The sequence below is a fragment of the Nonomuraea diastatica genome, from assembly GCF_004349015.1.
Lineage (GTDB): Bacteria > Actinomycetota > Actinomycetes > Streptosporangiales > Streptosporangiaceae > Nonomuraea > Nonomuraea diastatica.
Genome location: NZ_SMKP01000081.1, coordinates 20,336 through 42,437, shown reverse-complemented (window position 1 = coordinate 42,437; position 22,102 = coordinate 20,336). Strand labels below are relative to the sequence as shown.

19 protein-coding genes and 1 pseudogene are annotated in these 22,102 nt (G+C 68.9%); 11 read left to right on the top strand and 9 right to left on the bottom strand.

Annotated features, from left to right (window positions below):
- Window positions 1–441: 441 nt before the first annotated feature.
- The 3 genes from E1294_RS26780 (at window position 442) to E1294_RS26770 (ending at window position 1,996) form a co-directional block, all read left to right on the top strand.
- On the top strand, window positions 442–951 hold the full coding sequence (locus E1294_RS26780) for a VOC family protein (RefSeq protein WP_246083302.1): 510 nt from the start codon (window positions 442–444) through the stop codon (window positions 949–951).
- Between the two features lie 174 nt (window positions 952–1,125).
- Complete coding sequence (locus tag E1294_RS26775) at window positions 1,126–1,611, top strand: RrF2 family transcriptional regulator (protein WP_220447956.1); 486 nt, start codon at window positions 1,126–1,128, stop codon at window positions 1,609–1,611.
- Window positions 1,612–1,672: 61 nt separating this feature from the next.
- Window positions 1,673–1,996 (top strand): RidA family protein, encoded by a 324-nt coding sequence (locus E1294_RS26770; RefSeq protein ID WP_132512744.1) that lies wholly within the window; start codon window positions 1,673–1,675, stop codon window positions 1,994–1,996.
- Between the two features lie 217 nt (window positions 1,997–2,213).
- Here E1294_RS26770 and E1294_RS26765 read toward each other — a convergent pair whose 3' ends face one another.
- From E1294_RS26765 to E1294_RS26740, 6 genes are read right to left on the bottom strand one after another with little or no spacing between them, the layout of a single operon-like run.
- Window positions 2,214–3,434, bottom strand: coding sequence for a cytochrome P450 family protein (locus E1294_RS26765; protein ID WP_132512742.1), 1,221 nt, complete (start codon window positions 3,432–3,434; stop codon window positions 2,214–2,216).
- The gene (locus E1294_RS26760) at window positions 3,338–4,663 is read right to left on the bottom strand and encodes a cytochrome P450 family protein (protein WP_181958556.1); all 1,326 of its coding nucleotides are present in this window, start codon (window positions 4,661–4,663) and stop codon (window positions 3,338–3,340) included. Before E1294_RS26760 ends, E1294_RS26765 begins: the two co-directional genes overlap by 97 nt.
- A complete protein-coding gene (locus tag E1294_RS26755; RefSeq protein ID WP_132512740.1) occupies window positions 4,660–5,238 on the bottom strand; it encodes a GTP-binding protein in 579 nt (192 codons plus the stop codon). The genes E1294_RS26760 and E1294_RS26755 overlap by 4 nt, the downstream gene beginning before the upstream one ends.
- A complete protein-coding gene (locus E1294_RS26750) occupies window positions 5,219–5,569 on the bottom strand; it encodes a DUF742 domain-containing protein (protein WP_132512738.1) in 351 nt (116 codons plus the stop codon). The genes E1294_RS26755 and E1294_RS26750 overlap by 20 nt, the downstream gene beginning before the upstream one ends.
- Complete coding sequence (locus tag E1294_RS26745) at window positions 5,566–6,021, bottom strand: roadblock/LC7 domain-containing protein (RefSeq protein WP_132512736.1); 456 nt, start codon at window positions 6,019–6,021, stop codon at window positions 5,566–5,568. Before E1294_RS26745 ends, E1294_RS26750 begins: the two co-directional genes overlap by 4 nt.
- 7 nt (window positions 6,022–6,028) lie before the next feature.
- A complete protein-coding gene (locus E1294_RS26740; RefSeq protein ID WP_132512734.1) occupies window positions 6,029–7,606 on the bottom strand; it encodes a histidine kinase in 1,578 nt (525 codons plus the stop codon).
- A 608-nt stretch (window positions 7,607–8,214) separates the two neighbouring features.
- Here E1294_RS26740 and E1294_RS26735 point away from each other — a divergent pair.
- On the top strand, window positions 8,215–8,631 hold the full coding sequence (locus E1294_RS26735) for an AfsR/SARP family transcriptional regulator (RefSeq protein ID WP_132512732.1): 417 nt from the start codon (window positions 8,215–8,217) through the stop codon (window positions 8,629–8,631).
- Window positions 8,553–8,921: pseudogene (locus E1294_RS58210) on the top strand (AfsR/SARP family transcriptional regulator); the annotation flags it as partial. The gene E1294_RS26735 and the pseudogene E1294_RS58210, both read left to right, overlap by 79 nt.
- Here E1294_RS58210 and E1294_RS58205 read toward each other — a convergent pair.
- The gene (locus tag E1294_RS58205; protein ID WP_132512730.1) at window positions 8,848–9,699 is read right to left on the bottom strand and encodes an SDR family oxidoreductase; all 852 of its coding nucleotides are present in this window, start codon (window positions 9,697–9,699) and stop codon (window positions 8,848–8,850) included. The pseudogene E1294_RS58210 and the gene E1294_RS58205 overlap by 74 nt on opposite strands.
- Window positions 9,700–9,714: 15 nt before the next feature.
- Window positions 9,715–10,368: a hypothetical protein gene (locus tag E1294_RS26720; RefSeq protein ID WP_132512728.1), complete on the bottom strand. Its 654-nt coding sequence runs from the start codon at window positions 10,366–10,368 to the stop codon at window positions 9,715–9,717.
- A gap of 66 nt (window positions 10,369–10,434) precedes the next feature.
- Between E1294_RS26720 and E1294_RS26715 the strand changes: the two genes are divergently transcribed.
- The 5 genes from E1294_RS26715 to dnaE all read left to right on the top strand — a co-directional run bounded on the left by E1294_RS26715 (window position 10,435) and on the right by dnaE (window position 19,599).
- On the top strand, window positions 10,435–11,076 hold the full coding sequence (locus E1294_RS26715) for a TetR/AcrR family transcriptional regulator (protein ID WP_132512726.1): 642 nt from the start codon (window positions 10,435–10,437) through the stop codon (window positions 11,074–11,076).
- 86 nt (window positions 11,077–11,162) lie between these two features.
- A complete protein-coding gene (locus E1294_RS26710) occupies window positions 11,163–11,741 on the top strand; it encodes a hypothetical protein (RefSeq protein ID WP_132512724.1) in 579 nt (192 codons plus the stop codon).
- Between the two features lie 84 nt (window positions 11,742–11,825).
- The gene (locus tag E1294_RS26705; protein ID WP_132512722.1) at window positions 11,826–15,548 is read left to right on the top strand and encodes an AfsR/SARP family transcriptional regulator; all 3,723 of its coding nucleotides are present in this window, start codon (window positions 11,826–11,828) and stop codon (window positions 15,546–15,548) included.
- A 129-nt stretch (window positions 15,549–15,677) separates the two neighbouring features.
- A complete protein-coding gene (locus E1294_RS26700) occupies window positions 15,678–16,001 on the top strand; it encodes a hypothetical protein (protein WP_246083301.1) in 324 nt (107 codons plus the stop codon).
- Window positions 16,002–16,044: 43 nt separating this feature from the next.
- On the top strand, window positions 16,045–19,599 hold the full coding sequence (dnaE, locus tag E1294_RS26695) for a DNA polymerase III subunit alpha (RefSeq protein ID WP_132512720.1): 3,555 nt from the start codon (window positions 16,045–16,047) through the stop codon (window positions 19,597–19,599).
- 341 nt (window positions 19,600–19,940) lie between these two features.
- On the opposite strand, the gene E1294_RS52950 is transcribed toward dnaE, so the two are convergent.
- Window positions 19,941–20,111: a hypothetical protein gene (locus E1294_RS52950; protein WP_165977491.1), complete on the bottom strand. Its 171-nt coding sequence runs from the start codon at window positions 20,109–20,111 to the stop codon at window positions 19,941–19,943.
- A 438-nt stretch (window positions 20,112–20,549) separates the two neighbouring features.
- Here E1294_RS52950 and nhaA point away from each other — a divergent pair, with 438 nt between their 5' ends.
- The gene (nhaA, locus tag E1294_RS26690; protein ID WP_132512718.1) at window positions 20,550–21,989 is read left to right on the top strand and encodes a Na+/H+ antiporter NhaA; all 1,440 of its coding nucleotides are present in this window, start codon (window positions 20,550–20,552) and stop codon (window positions 21,987–21,989) included.
- The last annotated feature ends 113 nt before the right edge of the window (window positions 21,990–22,102 follow it).

Sequence of the window (22,102 nt, the reverse complement as noted above, 5' to 3'; positions counted from 1 at the left end):
GCTGGGCATCCTGGCCGGCGGCCTCCTCGTCGAAGCGGCCGGACCGGAGCACGGCCTGGCGATCGCCGGCGCCGCCGGGCTGGTCGCGGGAGTGCCGGTCCTGCTGGCCTGGAACAGAGCCACCAGGGCGTCTCCCCCGTCCACGTGATCACGATGCTCGCGCCGCTCGGGGCCGTCAGACAGCAGCCTCGTCGAGGCATCGCTGATTTGCCGGGAACTCATCGACGCCATCGACTGGCCGTCGCTCACTCATGCCTGCCCGGCAGCTTGCTGACCGGCGGCCGCCGTTGTCGCCACGCCCTGGGATGAAGCACAGGAAGGAGCCGGTTGAACCGGCGAGGGGCGATCTCACGCCTCCCCTGGTGATGTTTCTGAGGAGTTGCCATGAGTGCGCACGCAGAGCCCGAACGCCGTCCGTCCGCCGTCCGCCAGCTCAGGCTCGTGGTGGAGGCGGAGGACTACGAGGCCGCCGTGGCCTTCTACCGCGATGTGCTGGGCCTTCCCGAACAGGCCGCGTTCTCGAACGGGGACGGCGCCCGCGTGGCGATCCTGGACGCCGGCCGGGCCACGCTGGAAATCGCGAACCCGGCCCAGAAGAAGATGATCGATGAGGTCGAGGTGGGGCGTCAGGTGGCTCCGAAGTTTCGGGTGGCGTTCGAAGTCGACAACACCCGGGACACGACCGAACGCTTGACGGCCGCTGGCGCGTCCGAGGTCGCGCCGCCCACGGTGACGCCATGGGAGTCGCTGAACGCCCGGCTCGACGCGCCCGGCGGCCTGCACATCACGGTCTTCCAGGAACTGCGCAGCCTCGATGAGCGCGAGTCGCTGGACGGCTTCGCCACGGACCTGGACCGGCCGGGTGCCGTGCGCGATGAAGGCCGGCACCTGCAGCCGTTTGAGCAGGACCGTCTCGACCACCAGGAAGTCCCGCACGACGATCGCGGATGACTGAGCCGCCAGGAACCGCCGCCAGGTCAGGCCGGGCCGGCGAGGCACCCCGGCCGCGGTGGACCAGTCGCGACAACGCCGTCAGCCAGAGCCGCTCGGAGCACGAAACCGTGTTCCGAGGGCGACAGGGTGCCGCCGCGTTGCGCGATTATCCTGGATAGTTATTATCCAGGTATGAAGATGAGCGAGGGTGTGGAGTGGGCGCTGCACACGTGCCTGAATCTGGCCTGGGTCGAGGACGGCCACCCCGTGCCGGCCGCCGCCCTGGCCGGCCACTTCCAACTGCCTCCCGCCTACCTCAACAAGCAGTTGCAGGCGCTGGTGCGGTCCGGGATCGTGTCGTCGACCTCCGGCCCGCGAGGCGGGTTCCAGCTCGCTCGCAAGCCGCAGGACATCACCGTGCTGGACGTGGTGGTGGCCATCGAAGGCTCCGAAGAGGCGTTTCGCTGCGCCGAGATCCTGCGCGACGCCCCTGACGGCGAGTCGGGGATCGACTACCGGAACACGTGCGTGATCTCCCAGGTGATGCGGAAGGCCGAGCTGGCCTGGCGGAAAGAGCTGGCCGGTCGGACCCTGGCCGAGGTCAAGGCCACCGTCGAGTCCCGGTTTCCCGCGGTGCCGGGCCAGACGCGCCACTGGCTGCAGAACCGGCGAGCCTGAAGGCACCCTCGCGAGCGGCGGGCTCACCGCCGACCAGAGCGCCACCGTCGGCGACTCGTACGTGGCCTGCGGGATCTTCATCGCGGGCCAGTACGCCTCCGACGGCGACGGCCACGTCACCTCCGAGGCCGAGCAGGCCGAGCAGTCGTTCGCGAACCTGGACAGTGCGCTGGCCGCGGCCGGTCTGGACTTCCGCCACGTTCTGCAGATCCGCACCCACATCGTCGGCCACGACGCAGCCAAGTTGGAGATCCTCGCCAGGGCCGTCCAGGAGATCTGGGGAGACCTGCCGCCCACTCAGACGCTCACCGGAGTGGCTGCGCTCGCTCTGCCCGGCATGCTGTTCGAGGTGGACGCCGTCGCGCTCGCCGGGGGCGCACCTTGAGCGCCATCCGTCGGCATTCGCCGCATGCTCGTCGTGCTCACGCAGCATCCACATGACCGTCGCGGGAGAAGGGCCGGTGGGCTGCTGATGGGATGCGCGCGCCACCGCGACCTCCAGGTCCGCCTGGTGGGCCGCTCCCTGGTCGCGGTCGGCCGGCAGGCGTCTCCTCCGCCAAAGAGGCGATCCTGGCGGAGGAGACGCGCGTCACCGTAGGCGGTCAGCGGTGCAGCAGGAGCGGCAGGGTGCTCCATCCGTGTGCGATGAAGGACGGGACGTGTCCCACCTCGCTCTCGTCCACAGCCAGCCGGAGGTCCGGGAACCGGGCGAACAGGGCGGGCAGGGCGGCGAGCGCCTCCTGGCGGGCGAGCGGAGCTCCGATGCAGCGGTGCACCCCGATGCCGAAGGCCAGATGCTCGGCGCTCACCTTGGTCGGGTCGAACCGGTCGGCGTCCTGACCATGGTGGTCGGGGTCGTGTCCGGCCGCCATGTAGCTGGTGATGATCGCGTCGCCCGCCTCGATCCGGACGCCGCCGATCTCGATCGGCTCGATGGCGAACCGCAGCGGCAGGTTGGCGATCGACGGTGCCCAGCGCAGCGTCTCCTCGATCACCGCGTCCCAGGAAATCTCTCCCGCCAGGGCACGCCGGAGGTGGTCCGGATGGGTGAGCAGGGCGTGCACGGCGTTGCCGATCAGGTTGACGGTGGTCTCGTGCCCGGCCGCGATCAGCAGCAGCAGGGTGTCGCACAGCTCGGTGTCGCTGAGCGAGTCACCGATGTCACGGACGTTGATCAGCTCCGTGGTCAGGTCGTCGCCCTGGTGCTCGCGTTTGTAGGCGACCAGGGCGGGCAGCACGGTGGCGATCTGGGCCGCCGTGGCCGCCGCCTGCTCCGGGGTGGCGGTGGTGTCCATGATGGCCTCCATGACCTGGGCCATCTCCACCCGCATGTGCGCGGGAACGCCGAACAGTTCGCAGATCACTCGCATCGGCAGCGGGTGGGCGTAGGCGCTGCGCAGGTCGACGGGCCGGCCCGGCGGCTGCGCGGCCATCTCGTCCAGCAACTCCGCGACGATCCCCTCGACGATCGGCTGCATGGCCTTGGTACGGCGCGCGGTGAAGCTGGGGGCGATCAGCTTGCGGAGCCGGCGGTGTTCGTCGCCGTAGGCGCTGAGCATGTTGGACACGCCGATCCAGGTCATGATCCACGACCAGCCTGGCGTGGTGAGCGCCTGATCCAGCTGCCGCCAGTGCCGCTTGTCCTTGCTCACCAGTGGATCGAGGATGAGCTGCTTGAGCAGGTCGTGCCGGGTGACCGCCCAGGCCGGGATGCCTCCCGCGAGCTCTACGAGGACCAGGGGGCCGAGGTCGCGTAGTCGCCGGACCTCGCCGGGGAGGTCGGCGCCGAAGGGGTCGAGGACGACGGGGGCTGAACTGCCCAAGGGGATTCTCCTGGCTGATCAGGGCGAATGGGGGTGAAACGCACCGGCAGGTGTGCCAGCGCGCGGTGGAACGGCCCGGGCCGCCACGAGAGCTCCTCGCGAGGCACGGTCAGTTCCAGGTCGCACAGATGGGAGGTCAGGCGTTCGATCGCGGTCATCGCGATGATCATGGCCGGGTCGCTGGCCGGGCAGCGGTGCGGCCCGGCGCCGAAGCCCAGGTATGCGCCGCCGTCGGAGCGCAGCTCCTCGGGCACGTTGGCGGGCTCGGTGTTGGCCGCGGCATAGGAGACGAGGACCAGCTCGGCCGGCTGGATCCAGGTGCCGTGGAAGTGCACGGGCTGACGCACGAAGTAGGGGCCGTAGTTCGACATGGCGGGCTCGGCGCGCAGGGCTTCCATCAGGGCGTCGTACGTGCCGAGCGCGCCGTTGGAGAGCGAGCTGTAGTAACGGTCGTCGCTGACCATCCGGGAGATCGTGTTGGAGATCAGGTTCGCCATGGGCTCGTACGCGGCGGCCATCACGAGCACGAGGGTCTCGGCCAGTTCGTCGGGCTGGAGTGCGGCCGGATGGTCGATGAACCAGGACGTCAGGTCCTCGCCCCGCTGGGCGTGCTTGGACTGGATCAGCTCGCCGATGTAGCGGCTGAACGCGTCGCTGCCCCGCGCGCCCGTCTCGCCGTCCGCCTCCATCATGTCCGACAGGGCCTTGATCAGGCCGGCGCTCTCGGAGTCAGGCCGTCCGAAGAGCGCGTTGAAGATCCGGGCCGGAATGAGCGCGGAGAATTCGGCGACCAGGTCCGCCTCGCCCGTCGCGGCGAACTGGCTGATCAGCGAGTCCGACACCTCGATCACCGTCTGGCGCAGCTTGTGCGGCTGGACGAGGTCGAAGCAGTCGGAGATCACCTGCCGGAACCGGGCGTGCTCGGCCCCGTCGGTCATCAGCGCGTTCGGCCGGTAGCCGAGCATGGCGACCGGCCCCGCGGCCTCAGGGGTGTCGGGGAGCCGCGCCTGCCAGGCCTTGCCGTTCTTGCTCCAGACGCCGCCGACGTTGGTGAGCACGTCCAGGGCGGCCTGGTAGCCGATCACCAGGTGGGCCTCGATGCCGGGGGCGATCTCCACGGGCGCGACCGCGCCGTGCCGCCGGCGCAGCTCCGCGTAGATGGCCTGCGGGTCCCTGGCGTACTCCGGTCCGTACAGGCGGCCCGCGTCGGGCATGTAGCGCAGGGTCATGACAGCACCAGCTCTCTGATGTGCTCCACCAGCGCGATCAGGGAGGCGCGGGCGGAGGCGGGGTCGCGTGCGTCGCACACCACCAGCGGCGTGTGCGCGTGGAGGTCGAGCGCCTGGCGCAGGGCGTCCAGCGGGTAGTCCGGCGAGTCGGGGAAGTGGTTGACGGCCACCGCGTAGCGGATGCCGGCGTTCTCCACCAGGTCGAGGACGGCGAAGCTGTCGTCGATCCGGCGGGTGTCGGCCAGCACCAGGACACCCAGCGCGCCGCGGACCAACTCGTTCCACAGGACCTGGAACCGGGTCTGTCCCGGCGCCCCGAACAGGTACAGCACCACCCCCGGCATGGTGAGGCGGCCGAAGTCGATCGCGGTGGTCGTGGTCGTCTTCTCGTTCACGCCGGTGAGATCGTCCACCAGCGTGCCCGCCTGGGTGAGCACCTCCTCGGTGTTGAGGGGCTTGATCTCCGAGAGAGCGTCCACAAGGGTCGTCTTGCCCACGCCGAACGGCCCAGCGATGACCAGCTTGACCGGTATGTGTTCGGTACTGATACGGCTGTCAGAGAGCGCGGAGGCCACTGAGCACCAACTCCAAGATCTCAATGTCGGGCAGGTCGGCGGGGGGCGGATCGCGGGTCAGCAGTGTTCCGCCTCCGACCAGCCCGGCGACCAGCAACCGCACCACGCAGTACGGCAGGCCTAAATGCGCGGCGCACTCGTACACCGACAACGGCCCGTCCCCCAGCAGCGTCAGCAGATGCGACCCCGGAGGGTCCAGCCCGTTGGTGGCGGCGTCAGGCGCGATGTACACCAGGGTCGTGCGCTCGACATTGATGTGCTCGGGCACGGTCAACCTCGCGGCGGCCATATAGTCCGGGACGACCCGCCGCCGTTGCCGTCCGGAGGTCATGTCCGGACGCCCGGCACCCTGGCCGCGCTGGCCTCGTCGAGGGCTTTGATCAGCTTCTGCACCTGGAGCTGCACCTCGTAGGCCAGCGTGCCGATGTTGACGACGCCGGTGGCGGCGACCACGATGGCAGCGCGGTCGCCGGCCGGGGCGATGTAGTAGTAGCCGCTGCCGGCGGAGATGACGATGTCCACGACCTCGTCGTCGGCGCCGTTGCTCAGGCCTGCGCACAAGGCGCGCGCGGCCCCCAGCACCGAGCTCGTCATGGCGGCGGCCCGCTCGCCGCTCTCGGTGGTCACGTCGGCCGAGCCGCCGAGGATGAGCCCATCACGGCTCAGGACCACGCCGCTGGCGACGCCAGGCAGTGCGAGCAGGGGTGACAGGACCCAGGACACGTCGAGGGGCAACGGGCGACCCTTGGCCTGAACACGGCCGGAAGCGCTGTGAGCGTCCATGGAACGGTCATTTCCCTTCGGTTATGTCGTGCTGCTCGGTCGGGAGCGCTTCGCGGCGGCCCGCTTCGGCTCCGACCTGGAAGTCCCCCCACCGCTTCTGTGCCTCTTCCGGGGTGGTGAGCAACCTGCCGCCCGTACCGTCAGGACCGCCGCCCGTGGTCGTCGTGGTGCTGGACGTGGCACGCGGCTGCTGGCGGCGGCGCTGCGGCAGCGGCGCCAGATCCTCTGCCGGCCGCTGCTGGGGCGCCGTCGCGGGCTCGGGCCGTGCCGAAGAGGTGACCGGCTCGGGCCGGGGAGCCGCCACCGGCTCTTGCCGGACGGTGGGAACGGCCACAGGTCCCTGCTGAACGGCTGTGGCGGCGGCCACGGAACCCCGGCGGATGGCCGTGGCGGCGGGGGCGACCGCGCGCACCGGCTCCGGTGCCAGCACCGACGGCCGGCTGTCCTCCGGCATCTCCACCAGCAAGGCGGTGGGGATGTTCAGCACGGCCTGTACGCCGCCGAAGGCGCTCTTCTTCACCGTGACCTGCATCCCGTAGTGCGCGACCTGGCGGCCGATCGCCGCCCAGCCGGTGCGGGGCGGGTTGCCCAGGTCGACCAGGCGGACGGGATGGTTGCCGCTCAGCAGGCGGCCCGCGCGGGCGTACTGGTCCTCGTTGAGTCCGACACCGGCGTCGTCGATGACGATGGCGGCGCCGTTGTTGGTCTCGTGCACGGCGATGGAGACCTTGAGCGTGCCGTGGGAGTGGTGGACCGCGTTGGCCAGCAGCTCGGCGGTGATGAACAGGATCGACTCCGCGGCGCGGGCGGCGACCCCGATACGGCGGCGCAGGTGATTGGCCGGGCCGTCGATGCGCAGCTCGAAGTTCTCCACCCGCGAGACGGCGCCGACCACCAGGTCCACCAGGTAGGTGTCGTCACGCGACAGACCAGGGGTGGCGCCACAGGCGATGCCGGTGACCTGCATCCGGCGGATGACCAATTCGTTGAACATGTCGAGGCCCAGCACCTCGCGCAGCAGCGCTGTGTGCTCGTCGCCGCTGTAGCGCTGTTGCACGCCGGCGAGCAGGTCCTGGGCGCGCAACGCCTGGGTCTGCACGCGGGACATGGCGCCCCTGATAACCGCCTGGGCGGCCTCGTCGATGCGCTCGGTTTCCTCGCGGATGCCGCGGGTGAGCGCGTCGAGGATGGCGCGGTGCTGCCTGTCGAGGTCCGTGCCGGCGAGCGCCTGGTTCTGCATGCCGGGTACGATCACGTGCGGGGCGCGCAGGTGGGACAGCAGGGCGGGAATCCGTTTGGAGATCAGGTGGTCGGTCTCGGCGCGCACGAGGTCGTGCTGGGCGCGGGTCTCGCGCAGCAAGTCCGCGTTCTCCTGGGCCTTGCGCTCCGCCTGAAGCAGGCGCTGGCTCCACGCACTGGACTCGCGTGCCAGGCGATCCTGCGCCTGACGGGTCTGAGCGAGTCGCCCGTGGGCCTGGGCGAGCCGGCCGCGCACGCGCAGATAGAGGACCAGGATGCCCGCGAGGGCGAGCACGAGGACGGCGACGCCGATCACCATCGGGACGCTGAAGGAGTCTGGCGGCATGAAAGTCCTGGGGTCGGGGGGAGTCGTCGGATTCTGTTGACCGCCGCGAAAGCCCGCGCTAGCTGCGAGTGCCGGTCTCGTCCGGTTGCCGGCTGAGACCGCGCCGATGTGGCGCGCTCCCTTCCGCGTCGTTGGCCCTGCTGCATGCCCGGTGCGGCGCTGCCTGAGGCACGGCGAGGCCAAACAACGACATGGAATCCTCGGCTCACTAGAACGACGGCCCAATCGGGTGACCAGTATTCCGGTTAAGTCGCGATAGTCAACCGTGTGTAGTCTCGTCGCTCCGTTCGCTTCAGCACCTCTGGTTCAGGCGAAACGATCCGCCGACGAGGGCCTCTTGCCCAGCGACCTGCGCGGCGCCGACTCCAGGAGATCGGCGACAAACCCTGCCCGCCCGCATCGCCGAATCCGAACGCGCGCGTCGACCGCCTCGGCTCCGATGCGGTCGGCGTCGGGCGGGGTGAACCACTCCCTGGCGCGCCGGCGTCTGGCCGTCCGGCCACGTCACCCGGGGTGGCGGCACTGCGGCCAAATGTCCGGTTGATGTCCGCCGGAGACCCTGGGAACGGTTTCCAGGGTCGCTCAACCATGTCTGTGTGAATCATGCGATGTTCGCTGACCCCTTGTCGCGACGCTCCAACACGCTAGGAGCACTGCGGTTCGGCGTGCTCGGAACGCTGGCCATCTGGCGGGAGGCAGGCTGCACCGAGATAGCCGCCGCCAAACATCGGACTGTGCTGGCGATCTGGCTCGCCAATCTGAACCGGACCGTGAACGTCGGCATGCTCATCGACGAGCTGTGGCCGGGCCTGGCTCCGAGCACAGCCAGGAAGACCGTCCAGGGCTACATCTGGCGGCTGCGCCGGGAGCTCGGGCCGTTCGCCGGCCGGCTGGTGACCATCGGTTCGGGCTACAAGATGATCTTGCCCGCAGACCGGCTCGAGTCCTGGAGTTCGAGAGGTCGGTCAACACCGCGCGCGTCGCGCTCCACGCCGGCGCGACCGAGTCGGCGGTCGGCGAGCTGACCCGGGCGCTCAACCTGTGGCGCGGGCCGGCCTTCGACTGCGTGCCCCGCAGCCCTGCCATCGAGGCGTACGCGATCCGGCTCGACGAGGCGCACGTGGCCGCGCAGGAGTCGCTCATCGCGACCCGGCTCAGCCTCGGCCAGCATGCCGAGGTGGTGCCCGACCTGGTCGGGCTGACCGCGGCGCATCCCCATCGCGAGTCGCTGCACCGCCACCTCATGACGGCGCTCCACCGTACGGGGCGGCGGCTGGACGCGCTCGACGTCTTCCTGCGCCTGCATTTCCGGCTGGCCGCCGACTACGGGCTCGAACCCGATCGGCAGACCGCGGAACTTCACCAGGCGCTGCTCCGGGACTGTGTCGACGTGGCGGCCGCCCCCGGCGGTGAGCGTCCGCACGCCGGTCCCACACCCCCTCGTGGCCGCCGCGAAAGCGGACCGCCGCACCCGCGTGCCTCAGCTTTTCACGGCCCGGTTCGACCACCATTGGAGATCTTCGGACATGCCTGACCACCTGGGGCAGGGAATTACGCTCCAAGAGCTGGTTGAGACCCGCCCGCGCCCATTTGGCGGCGATGTCGTGTTCGTCGACCGGTGCCAGCGAGGCGTCGGGGAAGGCGTGGTACACCGTGTCCTCGGCACGGATCGCGGGCGCCCACGACAGGTCGTTGGCCATGAACGCAGTCGGCCGGACGAACGTCCAGAGCATGCCGGAGGCGCGTACGGCGTCCTCATTGGCTCGATGTTGCCGCTCGATCAGGCTGGGCCCACCGGGGAGCGACGCCGAGGACAGCAGGACGATCCGGCGTACGCCGGCCTTCCGCGCGAGCGCCAGCAGGTCGGCGACGGGCCACCCGGGCACGGGGAACAGATAGGCCACGTCCACACCCTCGAACGCCGGCTCGACGGACGCCGCCACCCGGAGATCGCCGAGCATGGCCACGGCGCCGCCGGGCAGCTGAACATCGTCGGGACGCCTGGTGAGCGCGCGCACTGCCGCGCCCGCCGCGGTCAGTTCGTGAACGACCCGGCCGCCTATCCGGCCGGTGGCCCCGGCCACAAGGATCACGTGCTTGCTCCTTCCTCAGATGCCCAGCAGGGCGATGCTGTAGACGACGATCCAGGAGGCCCAGCCGAGCCAGCCGAGCAGGCCCGTCACGGCGATGCGGTTGCTGCCGTCGGCGTTGTACGGGGCGGCCGTGGAGGAGATGAACAGCAGGGCCGCGCTGATCCAGCCCAGCCACGCGTGCCAGGCGGGGATGAACGCGAGACTCGCTCCGGCGGCGGTGAAGCCGAGCACCGCGATGGCCAGGAAGACCTGGTTGAACCCGAACAGCACGTTGCCGAACGCCCACAGCCCGGCCACCGAGCCGCGGTGATGCCGGGCGGCCGCGACCATCCCGAACCGCAGCGACTCGACCACCATGAAGGTGGCGTTCTGCATGAGGACGCCGGCGAAGCCGGCCAAGGCCCACATATTGCTACCGACCTGGTCGCCGCGCCAGAGCACGGCGAGCAGCCCGGCGGCGAACAGGGTGGTGAACAGCCAGGTGGCCGGTGCGAACACTGAGGGCGCGTTGATGCGCTTGCCGACACCGGCCAGCGCGTCGGTGGTCTCGTCCAAGGAGTGGCCGGAGGTGGGCAGCGGGAGTCCGGCGCGGATGTAGATGACGTTGATGACGATCGCGAGCAGGACGAATCCCATGCCTGCCGCACCCGCCAGACCGGTGATCGTCACGGTGACCACCAGTTGGATTTACGATGCATATATTTAATATAAGCCACGGAAAGGCTAGATGCAATCATGGAGAACCAGACGGGGCGGCGCCGCTACAACTCACTGCGCCGGGTGACGCAGGCGAAGCAGACGCGAGCGGAGATCGCCGGGGCCGCGCGCCGGCTGTTCTTGTCGCAGGGCTGGGCGGCGACCACTGTGCGCGACGTCGCCCGGGAGGCGGGGGTCGCCGTTCCGACCGTGTACGCGGCGTACCAGAACAAGGCGGGGCTGGTCTGGGCGCTGGCCGACGCCGCGGACCTGGCCGCGGGCCTGCCCCAGATGATCGACGAACTGGAGGCCACCACCGACCCGCGGCGGCACCTGGCCGCGATGGCCGGCTACGACCGGCGTCTTTTCGAGCGCGCGGGCGATCTCATCGCTCTGATACGTGACGCGGGCCGTACCGAGCCGGAACTCGCGGACTTCTATAGGCTGGGCCGGCGGCAGGTCGGCGAGTACCGCATCCAGGTGTTCTCCTCCTGGCCGGACGGCACGCTCCGCCCCGGACTGGACGCCCCCACCGCCGTCGACATCTACGCCGCCCTGTGCACCATCGACGTCTACACCATCCTCCGCACCGAACGCTCCTGGTCACCCGACCGGATCGAGCGCTGGTGGGGTGAGGCGTTGGCCCGCAAACTGCTGAGCCGTCCGGCCGGCGCCCCATGAGATCAGATGCCCAGCAAGGCGATGCTGTAGGAGACGATCCAGGCCCCCACCCGAACGCGGCGATCAAGCCGGCCAGCGCGAAGCGGTTGGCGCCGCCGACGGTGTACGGAGTCGCCGAGGAGAAGACGATCATCAGCCCGGCGGTCAGATATCCCAGCCAGGTGTGCCAGGCGGGGATGAGCCCGAGGCTCGCGCCGGCGACGGTGAAGCCCAGTATCGCCATGGCCAGGAAGACCTGGTTGAAACAGATCAGCACATCGGTCAGCCTCCACCGGCCCACCACCGAGCCACGGTCATGGACGGCGGCCGAGGTCATCCCAAACCTGAGCGCCTCCGCCGCGGTGAAGACGATGTTCTGCATCAGGACGCCCGCGAAGCCGACCAAGGCCCTGACATCCGTCCCCATGGTGCCGCGCCACAACGTCGACAGCAGCCCGGCGGCGAAGGTCGTGGTGAACACCCAGGCAAAGGGCACGACCACGGAGAGCTTCTTCAGGCGACCGCCGATCGCGGCGATCGACGAGCAACCACAGATTTCAGAGCGCTCGCCGAAGCAGCTCGCCCTCGGGGTCCGCGGCTTCGAAGGCCGAGACGTTATGCACGGTCCGCGCAGGCTGTGTAGCCTGTGCGGACCGCTGGGGAGCGCGCGCTATGCACGTCGGTGACGTCACCTGCCGCCCGCGACAGATCGGGAGATCGGGCTTCATCTGTGTCCCGGCGCTGGCGGGGGGTCGGCGGCGGAGGAGATCATGTACTTCAAGATTCTCGGACCGCTGAGTGCGGAACGTGAGGGGAGCGAGATCCACCTCGGGGGCAGCCTCCAACGCGTCGTCCTGGCGACTCTCCTGCTCGACGCCAATCGGATCGTGCCCATCAGCAGACTGATCGAGGCCGCGTGGGGTGAGACGCCTCCAGAGACCGCCCGAAACCAGATCCAGATCCGGGTCTCTTCGCTGCGCCGTACGCTCGGCGACGACGGCCGGCCCTTCACCCTCTTCATCACCAGGCCGCCCGGATACCTGATCAAGGTGAAGCCGGCGCAGCTCGATCTCGCCGACTTCGACGAGCTGACCGGCAGGGCGCAGCAAGAGGAGCCCGAGCAGGCGGCCAAGACCCTGCGCAGGGCGTTGACCCTCTGGCGTGGGCCCGCACTGTCCAACGTCAGCAGCGACCTCGTCCAGACGACCGCCTACGGCCTGAACGAACGGCGCCTGCTCGCCCACGAGCAGTGCATCGAGTTCGAACTCGCGACGGGGTTCCACCAGCAACTGGTCGCCGAGTTGCGCGGTCTCGTGCAGGACAATCCGCTGCGCGAGCGGCTGCACGGGCATCTCATGCTGGCGCTCTACCGCTCGGGACGGCAGGCCGAGGCGCTACAGGTCTTCCGCAGCTACCGGCGCATGCTGCTCGACACGCTCGGTCTGGAGCCCGGCGACGAGCTTCGCCGGCTCGAACTGGCCATCCTCAACCAGGAGGCCGGACTCGAAATTCTTCATGCGTCCACGCGGCGAACACCGGTCCCCAAGCAGCTGGAGTCATCGCCCTCTGGCGTCTCGCTGGTGGGCGAGGGGACGGGCCTGAGGTTCGGAATCCTGGGGGAGGTCACGGTCGCCAACGGCGAGGAGATGCTGCCGATCAGGTCAGAGAACCAGCGGATCATCCTGGCGATCCTGCTGGCACGCCGGCGGCGTGTGGTGTCAACGGACCGGCTGATCGACGCGGTTCGGGGGGAGCGCCCCCCGTCATCGGCTCCGGAGAACCTTCGCTCGCACATCTGCGAGATCCGTCAGCTCGTGGGCGGCCGGATCGACGCCGTAGCAGGAGGCTACCGGTTGCGAGCCGACGCCGATGAAATCGACATCGGCCGGTTCGAGGCCCTGGTAGCCCAGGGTGACTACGGTCAGGCGCTCGCGCTGTGGCGGGGACCGGCGTTCGGGCCGCTCGCCGAGCACCCGCACCTGCGGGTCGAGGCCGCACGGTTGGAAGGGCGACGCCTGGCCGTCACCGAGCAGCACATCGACGCCGTCATGGCGGCCGGCCGCCATGACGAGGTCGTGGCCCGCCTGACCCAGCTGATCGCCGAACATCCTCTGCATGAACGATTCTGCGGCCGGCTGATGGCCGCTCTGTACCGGGCAGGACGCCAAGCCGACGCCCTTGATGCCTACCGGCAGATCGCTGCCCGGCTCGCCGGTCTCGGCATCGACCCCGGCACCGAACTGCAGGAACTCCATCAGGCCATCCGGCGCTCAGATCCGGCGCTCGAACTGCCGGCGGGACGCCCATTGGTGATCCCGTCCGAGCTCCCGACCGACCTTGCCGCCTTCACGGGCCGAGAACAGGAGCTGGTACGGCTGCGCGGCACGCTGCTCGAAGACCACCTGTCGGTCGTGATCTTCGCGATCAGCGGCAGCGGCGGCGTCGGCAAATCGGCCCTGGCCATCCACCTCGCCCACCAGATCGTCGACCGTTACCCTGACGGCCAGCTCTACGCGAATTTGCAGGGTTCCACTCCCGATGCCACGCCTGTCGATCCGATCGATGTTCTGGGACAACTGCTGCGCTCGCTCGGCGTTGCCCCGGACGCGGTCCCTGTCGATGTCGAAGAGGCGGCGGCGCTCTTCCGGACTCGCACCCACAACAGGCGCCTCCTCATCATCCTGGACAACGCGCTCGACGCAGCCCAGGTCAGGCCGCTGCTGCCCGCGGGCCGCTCCTGCGCAGTCCTCATCACCTGCCGCCGGAACATGTCATCCCTGGAGGCCGCACAACACCTCCCACTCGGACCTCTGTCAGAGCAGGAGGCAGGAGACCTGCTCGCCCGGCTCATCGGCGCGCACCGGAGCGATGCCGAACCCGAGGCGGTGGCCGAGATCAGCCGGCTCTGCGCCTACCTGCCCCTGGCCATCAGCATCGCCGCCGCCCGCCTGAACTCCCGCAGGGTCTGGAGCCTGGCCAAACTCGCCGACCGGCTCGCCGTGGAGCACCAGCGCCTGTCGGAGTTGGAGCAAGGCGACCGGGCGCTCCGCACCAGCCTGCACGCCGGCTACCGTCAACTCGACGAGGCCCATGCCCGCGTTTTCCGGCTCTGCGCCCTTCCTGGAGGTCCCGACCTCGACACCGACGCCGCCGCAGCCCTCCTCGACATCCCCGCATCGCAGGCGGAAGATCACTTGGACGACCTCGTCGACTTCGCCCTCCTGGACAACCCCGCGCCGGGGATCTATCGCTATCACGACCTCATTCGCCTGTTCGCCCAAGAACAGGCCGCACAACGAGACCCGGACAACGAGCGCGACCAGGCTCTGCACCGCCTGCTGGGGTTCTACACCGCCACCACCCACAACGCCGTCACCACCGACGACCCTCAGTGGACCTGGCCGAGATCGCTCCTCCCCCGCCGGCATCCGGGACGGACCTTTCCCCACCCCAAGGCCGCTGCCGCCTGGCTCTTCGACAACGTTCCCCACCTGGTGGCCGCGGCCGAATGGGGCGCGCACCGGCCCGAATCCCTCGGACTCGCCGCCGATCTGGTCACAGGCATGCGCTGGCTGCTCTACAGCGGCGTCGGATGGGCCAGGATCGCGCCGAGCTTTCACGCCATCATCGACACCGCAGCCCGGACCGGAGACACACGCAGCGAAGCTGTCGGCCTGTACGAGCTCGGGCACCTGTCCTACTACCGGCACCTGCTCTCAGACGCCGCGGCACTGTTGGAGCGCGCGACCGATCTTGCCAGGGTCGTCGGCGACCGGGTCCTCCTCTGGCAGATCTGGCACACGCGGGGACTCGCCTACACCGGCCGACGTCGGCTGCCGGACGCCGTCCACGCCCTGCAAGAGGCCGCCGCGCTCGCCCAGGAGTTGCGGTTGCCCGCAAGAGAAGCGACCACCCTCGCCAACCTGGCCCGTGTCCATATCCACGCCGGACAGATGGACCAGGCGGTCACCGTACTCGACCAGGCCCTGCACGCCGCCCGTGCCAGCGGCGATCCCGACCCGCTCGCCGCGGTGCGATACGCCCGCGGTGTCGCCCTGCGCGACACCGGACGCTTTCACGAGGCCGCCCGGGAACTCACCGACGCGCGGCACACATTCCGCGCCCTGGCACGACGGACCGCCGAGGGCAATGTCCTTTACCACCTGGCTGAGACCTACCGGCAGGCCGACCGGCATGCGCAGGCCATCGAGGCCGCCGAAGAGTGCCTCGCACTCAGCCGGGAGATCGGCGACGACTACAACATCGCACGAGCGCTGGCCGCACTCGGACAATCTCATGCGGCCCAAGGTGACCACGCTCAAGGTCGCACCTCCCTGCAGGAGGCCCACGAGATCTTCGCCAGGCTCGACGCCACCGAGGCCGCTGAGATCGAAACCCTACTCACCCAGCGTCTTGATGCCGAGGGTGGCCGGCTGGCCACGCACGCGCCGGTAATCCCGCGCAAGGTTTCTCCCGAACCATCCGCAGGATGAGCAGACCGCCGTCGACGGCTGGGTGATTCAGGCCACGTACGCCAATGAGGCAGGTGACACACACGCTCCTCCCCTGCTGTTCCTGCACGGAGGCGGCGTCGCGGGACGGATGGCGCACCGCACGGCGCGATGGTCGCAGGGTTCTCGTTGGCTGCGCAGCTCGCGATGCTCCTCGCCGCGACCGCACCGCTCGCACGGCGACGGCGGTTCGCGAAGCTCCAGGCGAAGGAGCTGTACGTCCCGGGCGAGCTTCTGCCCGATTACCTCAGCGACAGCGCTCGCATGAGCCGTGAGACTCTTCTCGCCGGCGTCGGCGAGAAGATCCGCTTCACCCTCCCCGCCGGCTGGGCCGACGTCAAGAACCCGGCGCTGGTGCGCCAAAGGCGAGCGCTCAGCCGTCGGAAGGAAGCCGGTCTTCCTTCATGCTCCCAACTGCCCGGTGAGACGGAATAGGCTCAGGCGAAGGTTCGAGCCGTCAGGGAGTTGAGGGGGACGGGTGAGCAAGTCGTTCGTGCATCTGCACGTGCACACCGAGTACAGCATGTTGGACGGAGCGGCCAAGATCAAACCGCTGTTCAAGGAGGCAGCGCGGCTTGATATGCCGGCCATCGCCATGTCGGATCACGGCAACATGTTCGGTGCGTACGAGTTCCAGAAGGTGGCGAAGGACAGCCCGGTCAAGCCGATCATCGGGATCGAAGCCTACGTGGCGCCCGAGTCCCGGTTCTTCAAGAAACCCGTCTTCTGGGGTTCCCGCGCTGAGACCGGTGTCGCGGACGGCGAGGGCGGCAAGGACGTCTCCGGCGGCGGCCGGTTCACCCACATGACCATGTGGGCGAAGGACGCGGACGGTCTGCGGAACCTGTTCCGGCTGTCGTCGCTGGCGTCGGTCGAGGGCTACTACGGCAAGCCCCGCATGGACCAGGACCTGGTCTCGCAACACGCGTCCGGGATCATCGCCACCACCGGCTGCCCGTCCGGTGCGGTCCAGACGCGTCTGCGGCTCGGCCAGTACGAAGAGGCCGTCAAGGTCGCCGGCGAATACCAGGAGATCTTCGGCAAGGAGAACTACTTTCTGGAGTTGATGGACCACGGCATCGACATCGAGCGGGAGGTGCGAGCCGATCTGCTGCGGCTGGCCAAGCAGCTCAACATCCCGCTGCTGGTCACCAACGACTCCCACTACGTCACCGAGGACCAGGCCGACGCCCACGACAGCCTCCTGTGCGTCGGCGTCGGCAAGAACAAAGACGACCCGAACCGGTTCCGGTTCAACGGCTCCGGCTACTACCTCAAGCCGGCCGACGAGATGTACGCGCTGTTCCCCGAACTGCCGGAGGCGTGCGACAACACACTGCTCGTCGCCGAGATGGTCGGCGACTACAGCGACGTGTTCGCCCACGTGGACCGGATGCCGGACTACCCCGACGTGCCCGAGGGTGAGACGCAGGAGTCGTGGCTGCGCCAGGAGGTGGAGCGCGGCCTGGAGATGAGGTACGGCACCCCGGTCCCCGCTGAGGTGATGGAGCGGTACGAGACCGAGATGAAGGTCATCGGGCCGATGGGCTTCTCCTCTTACTTCCTCGTGGTGGCCGACATCTGCCGCTATGCGCGGGAGAACGGCATCCCGGTCGGTCCCGGTCGTGGAAGCGCCACCGGATCGATCGTCGCCTACGCCACACGCATCACGGAGCTTGACCCGCTGGAGCACGGCCTGCTGTTCGAGCGGTTCCTGAACCCGGAGCGGATCAATCCGCCGGACGTCGACCTCGACTTCGACGACCGCCACCGGGACCGTATGGTCAACTACGTCACCGACAAGTACGGCAGCGCGATGACCGCGCAGGTCAACACGTTCGGCACGATCAAGGCCAAGGCCGCCGTCAAGGACGCCTCCCGCATTCTCGGCTATCCGTTCGCAGTCGGCGACAAGATCACTAAGGCGATGCCGCCGGACGTCATGGGTAAGGGCGTTCCCCTGGCCGACATGTTCAACGAGGATCACCCGCGCTACAACGAGGGCGGCGAGATTCGCGCCCTGTACGAGAGCGACCCGGACGTGAAGAAGGTGATCGACACCGGCCGCGGCATCGAGGGACTGATCCGCGGCACCGGTGTGCACGCGGCCGCGGTCATCCTGTCCTCGGCGCCGCTGATGGACCTGATCCCCTTGCACCGGCGGGACAAAGACGGTGTGATCATCACCGGGTTCGACTACCCGTCGTGTGAAGACATGGGCTTGGTCAAGATGGACTTCCTGGGTCTGCGGAACCTAGGCATCATCGACCACGCCATCAAGATCATCGAGCAGAACCGGGGCATCACCCTCGACACCCTGACCATCCCGCTCGACGACGTGAAGACCTACCAGCTCATGGCGCGCGGGGACACCCTGGGCGTGTTCCAGCTCGACGGCGGCCCGATGCGCCAGCTCCTGAAACTGATGGAACCGACCCGGTTCGAGGACATCGCCGCCGTGCTCGCCCTGTACCGGCCGGGCCCGATGGCAGCCAACGCGCACACCAACTACGCGCACCGCAAGAACGCCCGGCAGGACATCGAGCCCATCCACCCGGAGCTGAAGGACGCCCTCGAACCGATCCTCGGCCCGACCTTCCACCTGCTCGTCTACCAAGAGCAGATCATGGCCGTCGCACGGGAACTGGCCGGCTACACCCTGGGCGGCGCCGACCTGCTGCGCCGCGCCATGGGCAAGAAGAAGAAAGAGATCCTGGACGCCGAGTTCGCCAACTTCCAGAAGGGCATGCGCGCCAACGGCTACAGCGACGACGCCATCCAAGCCCTGTGGGACGTCATGCTGCCGTTCTCCGGCTACGCCTTCAACAAGTCCCACACCGCCGGCTATGGTCTGGTCGCCTACTGGACCGCGTACCTGAAGGCCAACTATCCCGCCGAATACATGGCCGCCTTGCTGACCTCTGTGGGAGACGACAAGGACAAGGCGGCCGTCTACCTCGCCGAGTGCCGCAAGATGGGCATCCAGGTCCTGCCCCCGGACGTCAACGACAGCCAGCTCGACTTCGTCGCGGTCGGCGACACCCAGGTGCGGTTCGGCATGGGCGCGGTCCGCAATGTCGGTGAGAACGTCGTCGACGCGATCGTGAAGGCCCGCAAGGAGAAGGGCCTCTTCAAGGACTTCAACGACTTCCTCGGCAAGATCCCGCTGACCGCCTGCAACAAGCGGGTCATCGAATCGTTGATCAAGGCAGGCGCGTTCGACTCGCTCGACCACCCGCGCAAGGGCCTGCTCATGGTTCACGAACAGGCCGTCGACCAGGTCAGCGGCATCAAGAAGCAGGAAGCGCACGGCCAGGACTCCCTGTTCGGTGGCCTGGCCGAGGCCGGCGCCGACGAGGTGTTCACCGTCACGGTCCTCGACATGGAGTGGGACAAGAAGACGAAGCTGGACTTCGAGCGGGAGATGCTCGGCCTGTACGTGTCGGACCACCCGCTGGCCGGCACGGAGCGGCTTCTGGCCAGGAACCGCGACACCACAATCGCCGACCTGCTCGAATCCGGTCGTGATGACCGCGGCGACATCGCCGTGTGCGGCCTCGTCACGAAGGTGGACAAGAGAGTCAACAAGGCCGGCAACCTGTGGGCGATCGCCACGGTCGAAGACATGGACGCCGCCATCGAGTGCCTGTTCTTCCCCAAGAGCTACGTGCTGTACGCCGACTCGCTGCGTGAGGACATCGTGGTCGCGGTGCGCGGGCAGATCAACAACCGGGACGGCGCCATCAGCATTTTCGCGACGGATCTCACCCTGATCGACGTGTCCGGGGTCAACAGCGACACCGGCGCGCCGATCACGCTCCTGCTGAGGGAGGAGCGCGTCACCCCGCAGTTGCTGGAGGAGCTCCGGCACGTGCTGAAGCTGCACGAGGGCAAGGTGCCGCTGCACATCAACCTGAAGCGTCCAGCGGGCAAAACCACGGTGCTGGCGGTGCCGGACTTCCCCGTCAACGCCGAGCCCAGCTTCGCCGCCGATGTGAAGGCGCTGCTCGGTCCTGAAGCGATCTCGCTGTGAACCAGCGGGTGGAGGTGTCCGGCCACCGCGCGACCGCCTCGGCGTAGCCGCGCGGCGCCTCCACAGGCTGGACGCGCCGTGGCACCGGCGAGGCGGTGGTGCCCGGCCTGGCGGTCTCATACCGGCCATGCCGTCTGGAGTCGCATCAGCGCGAAGCCGACAAGCCTCCGGCGACGGGAGCGGCAGACCGACGATGTTGCCGTACTGCGGCAATGTACTGCCCGTCAGGGCTGCGGCCGGTAGCCCTAGCCGCATACCGCGCTCTCCCGACAGTCTTCAGGAGGGGACGACAGCCGGGGGGTGAGATTGTGCTGGAGAAAACTGGTGTGACGGTTCGGACGTCACGGCGTGGCGAGGCGGATTGGGCCGAGCCTGGCGAGAAGCGGATATTTGAGCATCTGGCCGGTCTTTCCGCTCGTCATCCCTACCCGGTGGACGATCTCACGCAGCAGCTCGGACGCCGTCCGGCCGTGCAGGAACCGGCCGAGCGCCTCGACAGGGACGTGACCCACGTGGCCGAAGGGCTACGGGCGGCAAGGGTCTGCAGCCGTCTGCCGCTTGACGTCATGCCCGGCCATGAGGGCAACGGTCCCAGCCGGAGGCGTCGGATGCCCAGGACGATGAGGGGCTTGCCCTCATCGTCGAGCGGGAGTCGCCCTGGCCGCTGCCGGAGGCCCTTCCCGATCGGGAACGCATGGTGGTGTTGTCGCGGTTTACGGCAACCAGGCCCAGCCGGAGACCGCGCAACAACGTGACGTCTCCCAGGTGCACGTGTCCGATTGCCGGCGTGGGCGTGCTCGCACCCGCGTGAACAGGTGCAGGCCGCTTGAACCGGCGCGACGCCGGACACCGAGCTAGGCCGCTTGCGGCGACGGCCCTGAAGCGGCCGGAGCGTTCGACCCGGTCGCAGGAGGACGAGGTCCCGCCTGCCGTACAAACTTGGAGTATTCATGACTGGCCCCGCGCGTAGCGCACCCCGCCTGTTCGGGCGGCGCTCTTGGGCTGAAGCCCGTCGCATCGCCGACATTCTCCGCAAGGAGACCATCGGCGGCGCCCTGCTGCTGGCGGGCGCGGCACTGGCCATGGCGTGGGCCAACTCTCCGTGGTCAGGCGCCTATGAGGAGGTCCGCAGCTTCACCTTCGGCCCTGCCTGGCTGCACCTGAACCTCGACATGGCCACCTGGGCCGCCGACGGGCTGCTGGCCATCTTCTTCTTCGTGGCCGGCCTGGAACTCAAACGCGAGTTCGTCGCCGGGGATCTGCGCCAGCCGCGGCGGGCCGCGGTGCCGGTCGCCGCCGCCCTCGGAGGTGTGATCGTCCCGGCCACCCTCTACCTGTTGCTCACCCGGAACGTCGACGGCGCCGCCGCAGGCTGGGCGATCCCCACCGCGACCGACATCGCCTTCGCGCTGGCGGTGCTCGCCGTGATCGGCCGGTTCCTGCCCGCCGCGCTGCGCACGTTCCTGCTGACCCTGGCCGTGGTCGATGACCTGCTGGCGATCGTCATCATCGCCGTCTTCTACACCAGCGGCCTCGCGCCGATCCCGTTGCTGGTGGCGCTGGTCCCGCTGGCGATCTTTATCGTGCTGGTGCAGCGCCGGCTGCGTTCCTGGTGGCTGCTGCTGCCGCTGGCGGTCACGGTCTGGGCCCTGGTGCACGCCTCGGGCGTGCATGCCACCGTCGCCGGCGTGCTGCTGGCCTTCGCCGTGCCGGTCATGCGCAGCCGGCGCGCCAGCGGGCAGGAAGCCGGGCCGGGGTTGGCCGAGCACTTCGAGCACCGGTTCAGGCCGCTCTCGGCCGGGGTGGCGGTTCCCCTGTTCGCGTTCCTGTCGGCGGGCGTGCATCTGGGTGGGCTGAACGGCGCCGTCACCGCCCTGAGCGACCCGGTCGCCATGGGCATCGTGGCCGGGCTGGTCATCGGCAAACCCATCGGGATCATGGTCGCGACCTGGCTGGTGGCTCGATTCACCCGTGCCCACCTCGACGAGGGGTTGAGCTGGGTCGACGTGCTGGGTCTGTCGATCCTGGCCGGCATCGGCTTCACGGTGTCGCTGCTCATCGGCGAGCTGGCTTTCGGCGCCGGCGGCGAGCGCGGCGACCACGTCAAGATGGCCGTGCTCGGCGGCTCTGTCGCCGCGGCGCTGCTGGCGTCTGTGATCCTGCGCCTGCGTAACCGTGTCTACCGGCGCCTGCACGAGGCCGAGGCCGCAGACCAGGACCGTGACAACATCCCCGATGTCTACCAAGGCCACGTCGCCCTCATGGACCGCCGTGCCGATCATGGCAACCGCGCCGGCCGTCACCACCCTGCCGAGCACACTACCGACCACCCTGCCGACCGTGGTCGCGTGGACCATGCGCGGCACGGGCAAGGGAACAAGCCGGCGTGACCCCACGAAACGGTCGCCGTCAGGACGACTCTCCTTGCCATCCCTCGGTAAGCAGGTATCGACATACCTGTCTATATTCTTGCTTACCTTGCCCATTGGCGCCATCCCGAGGG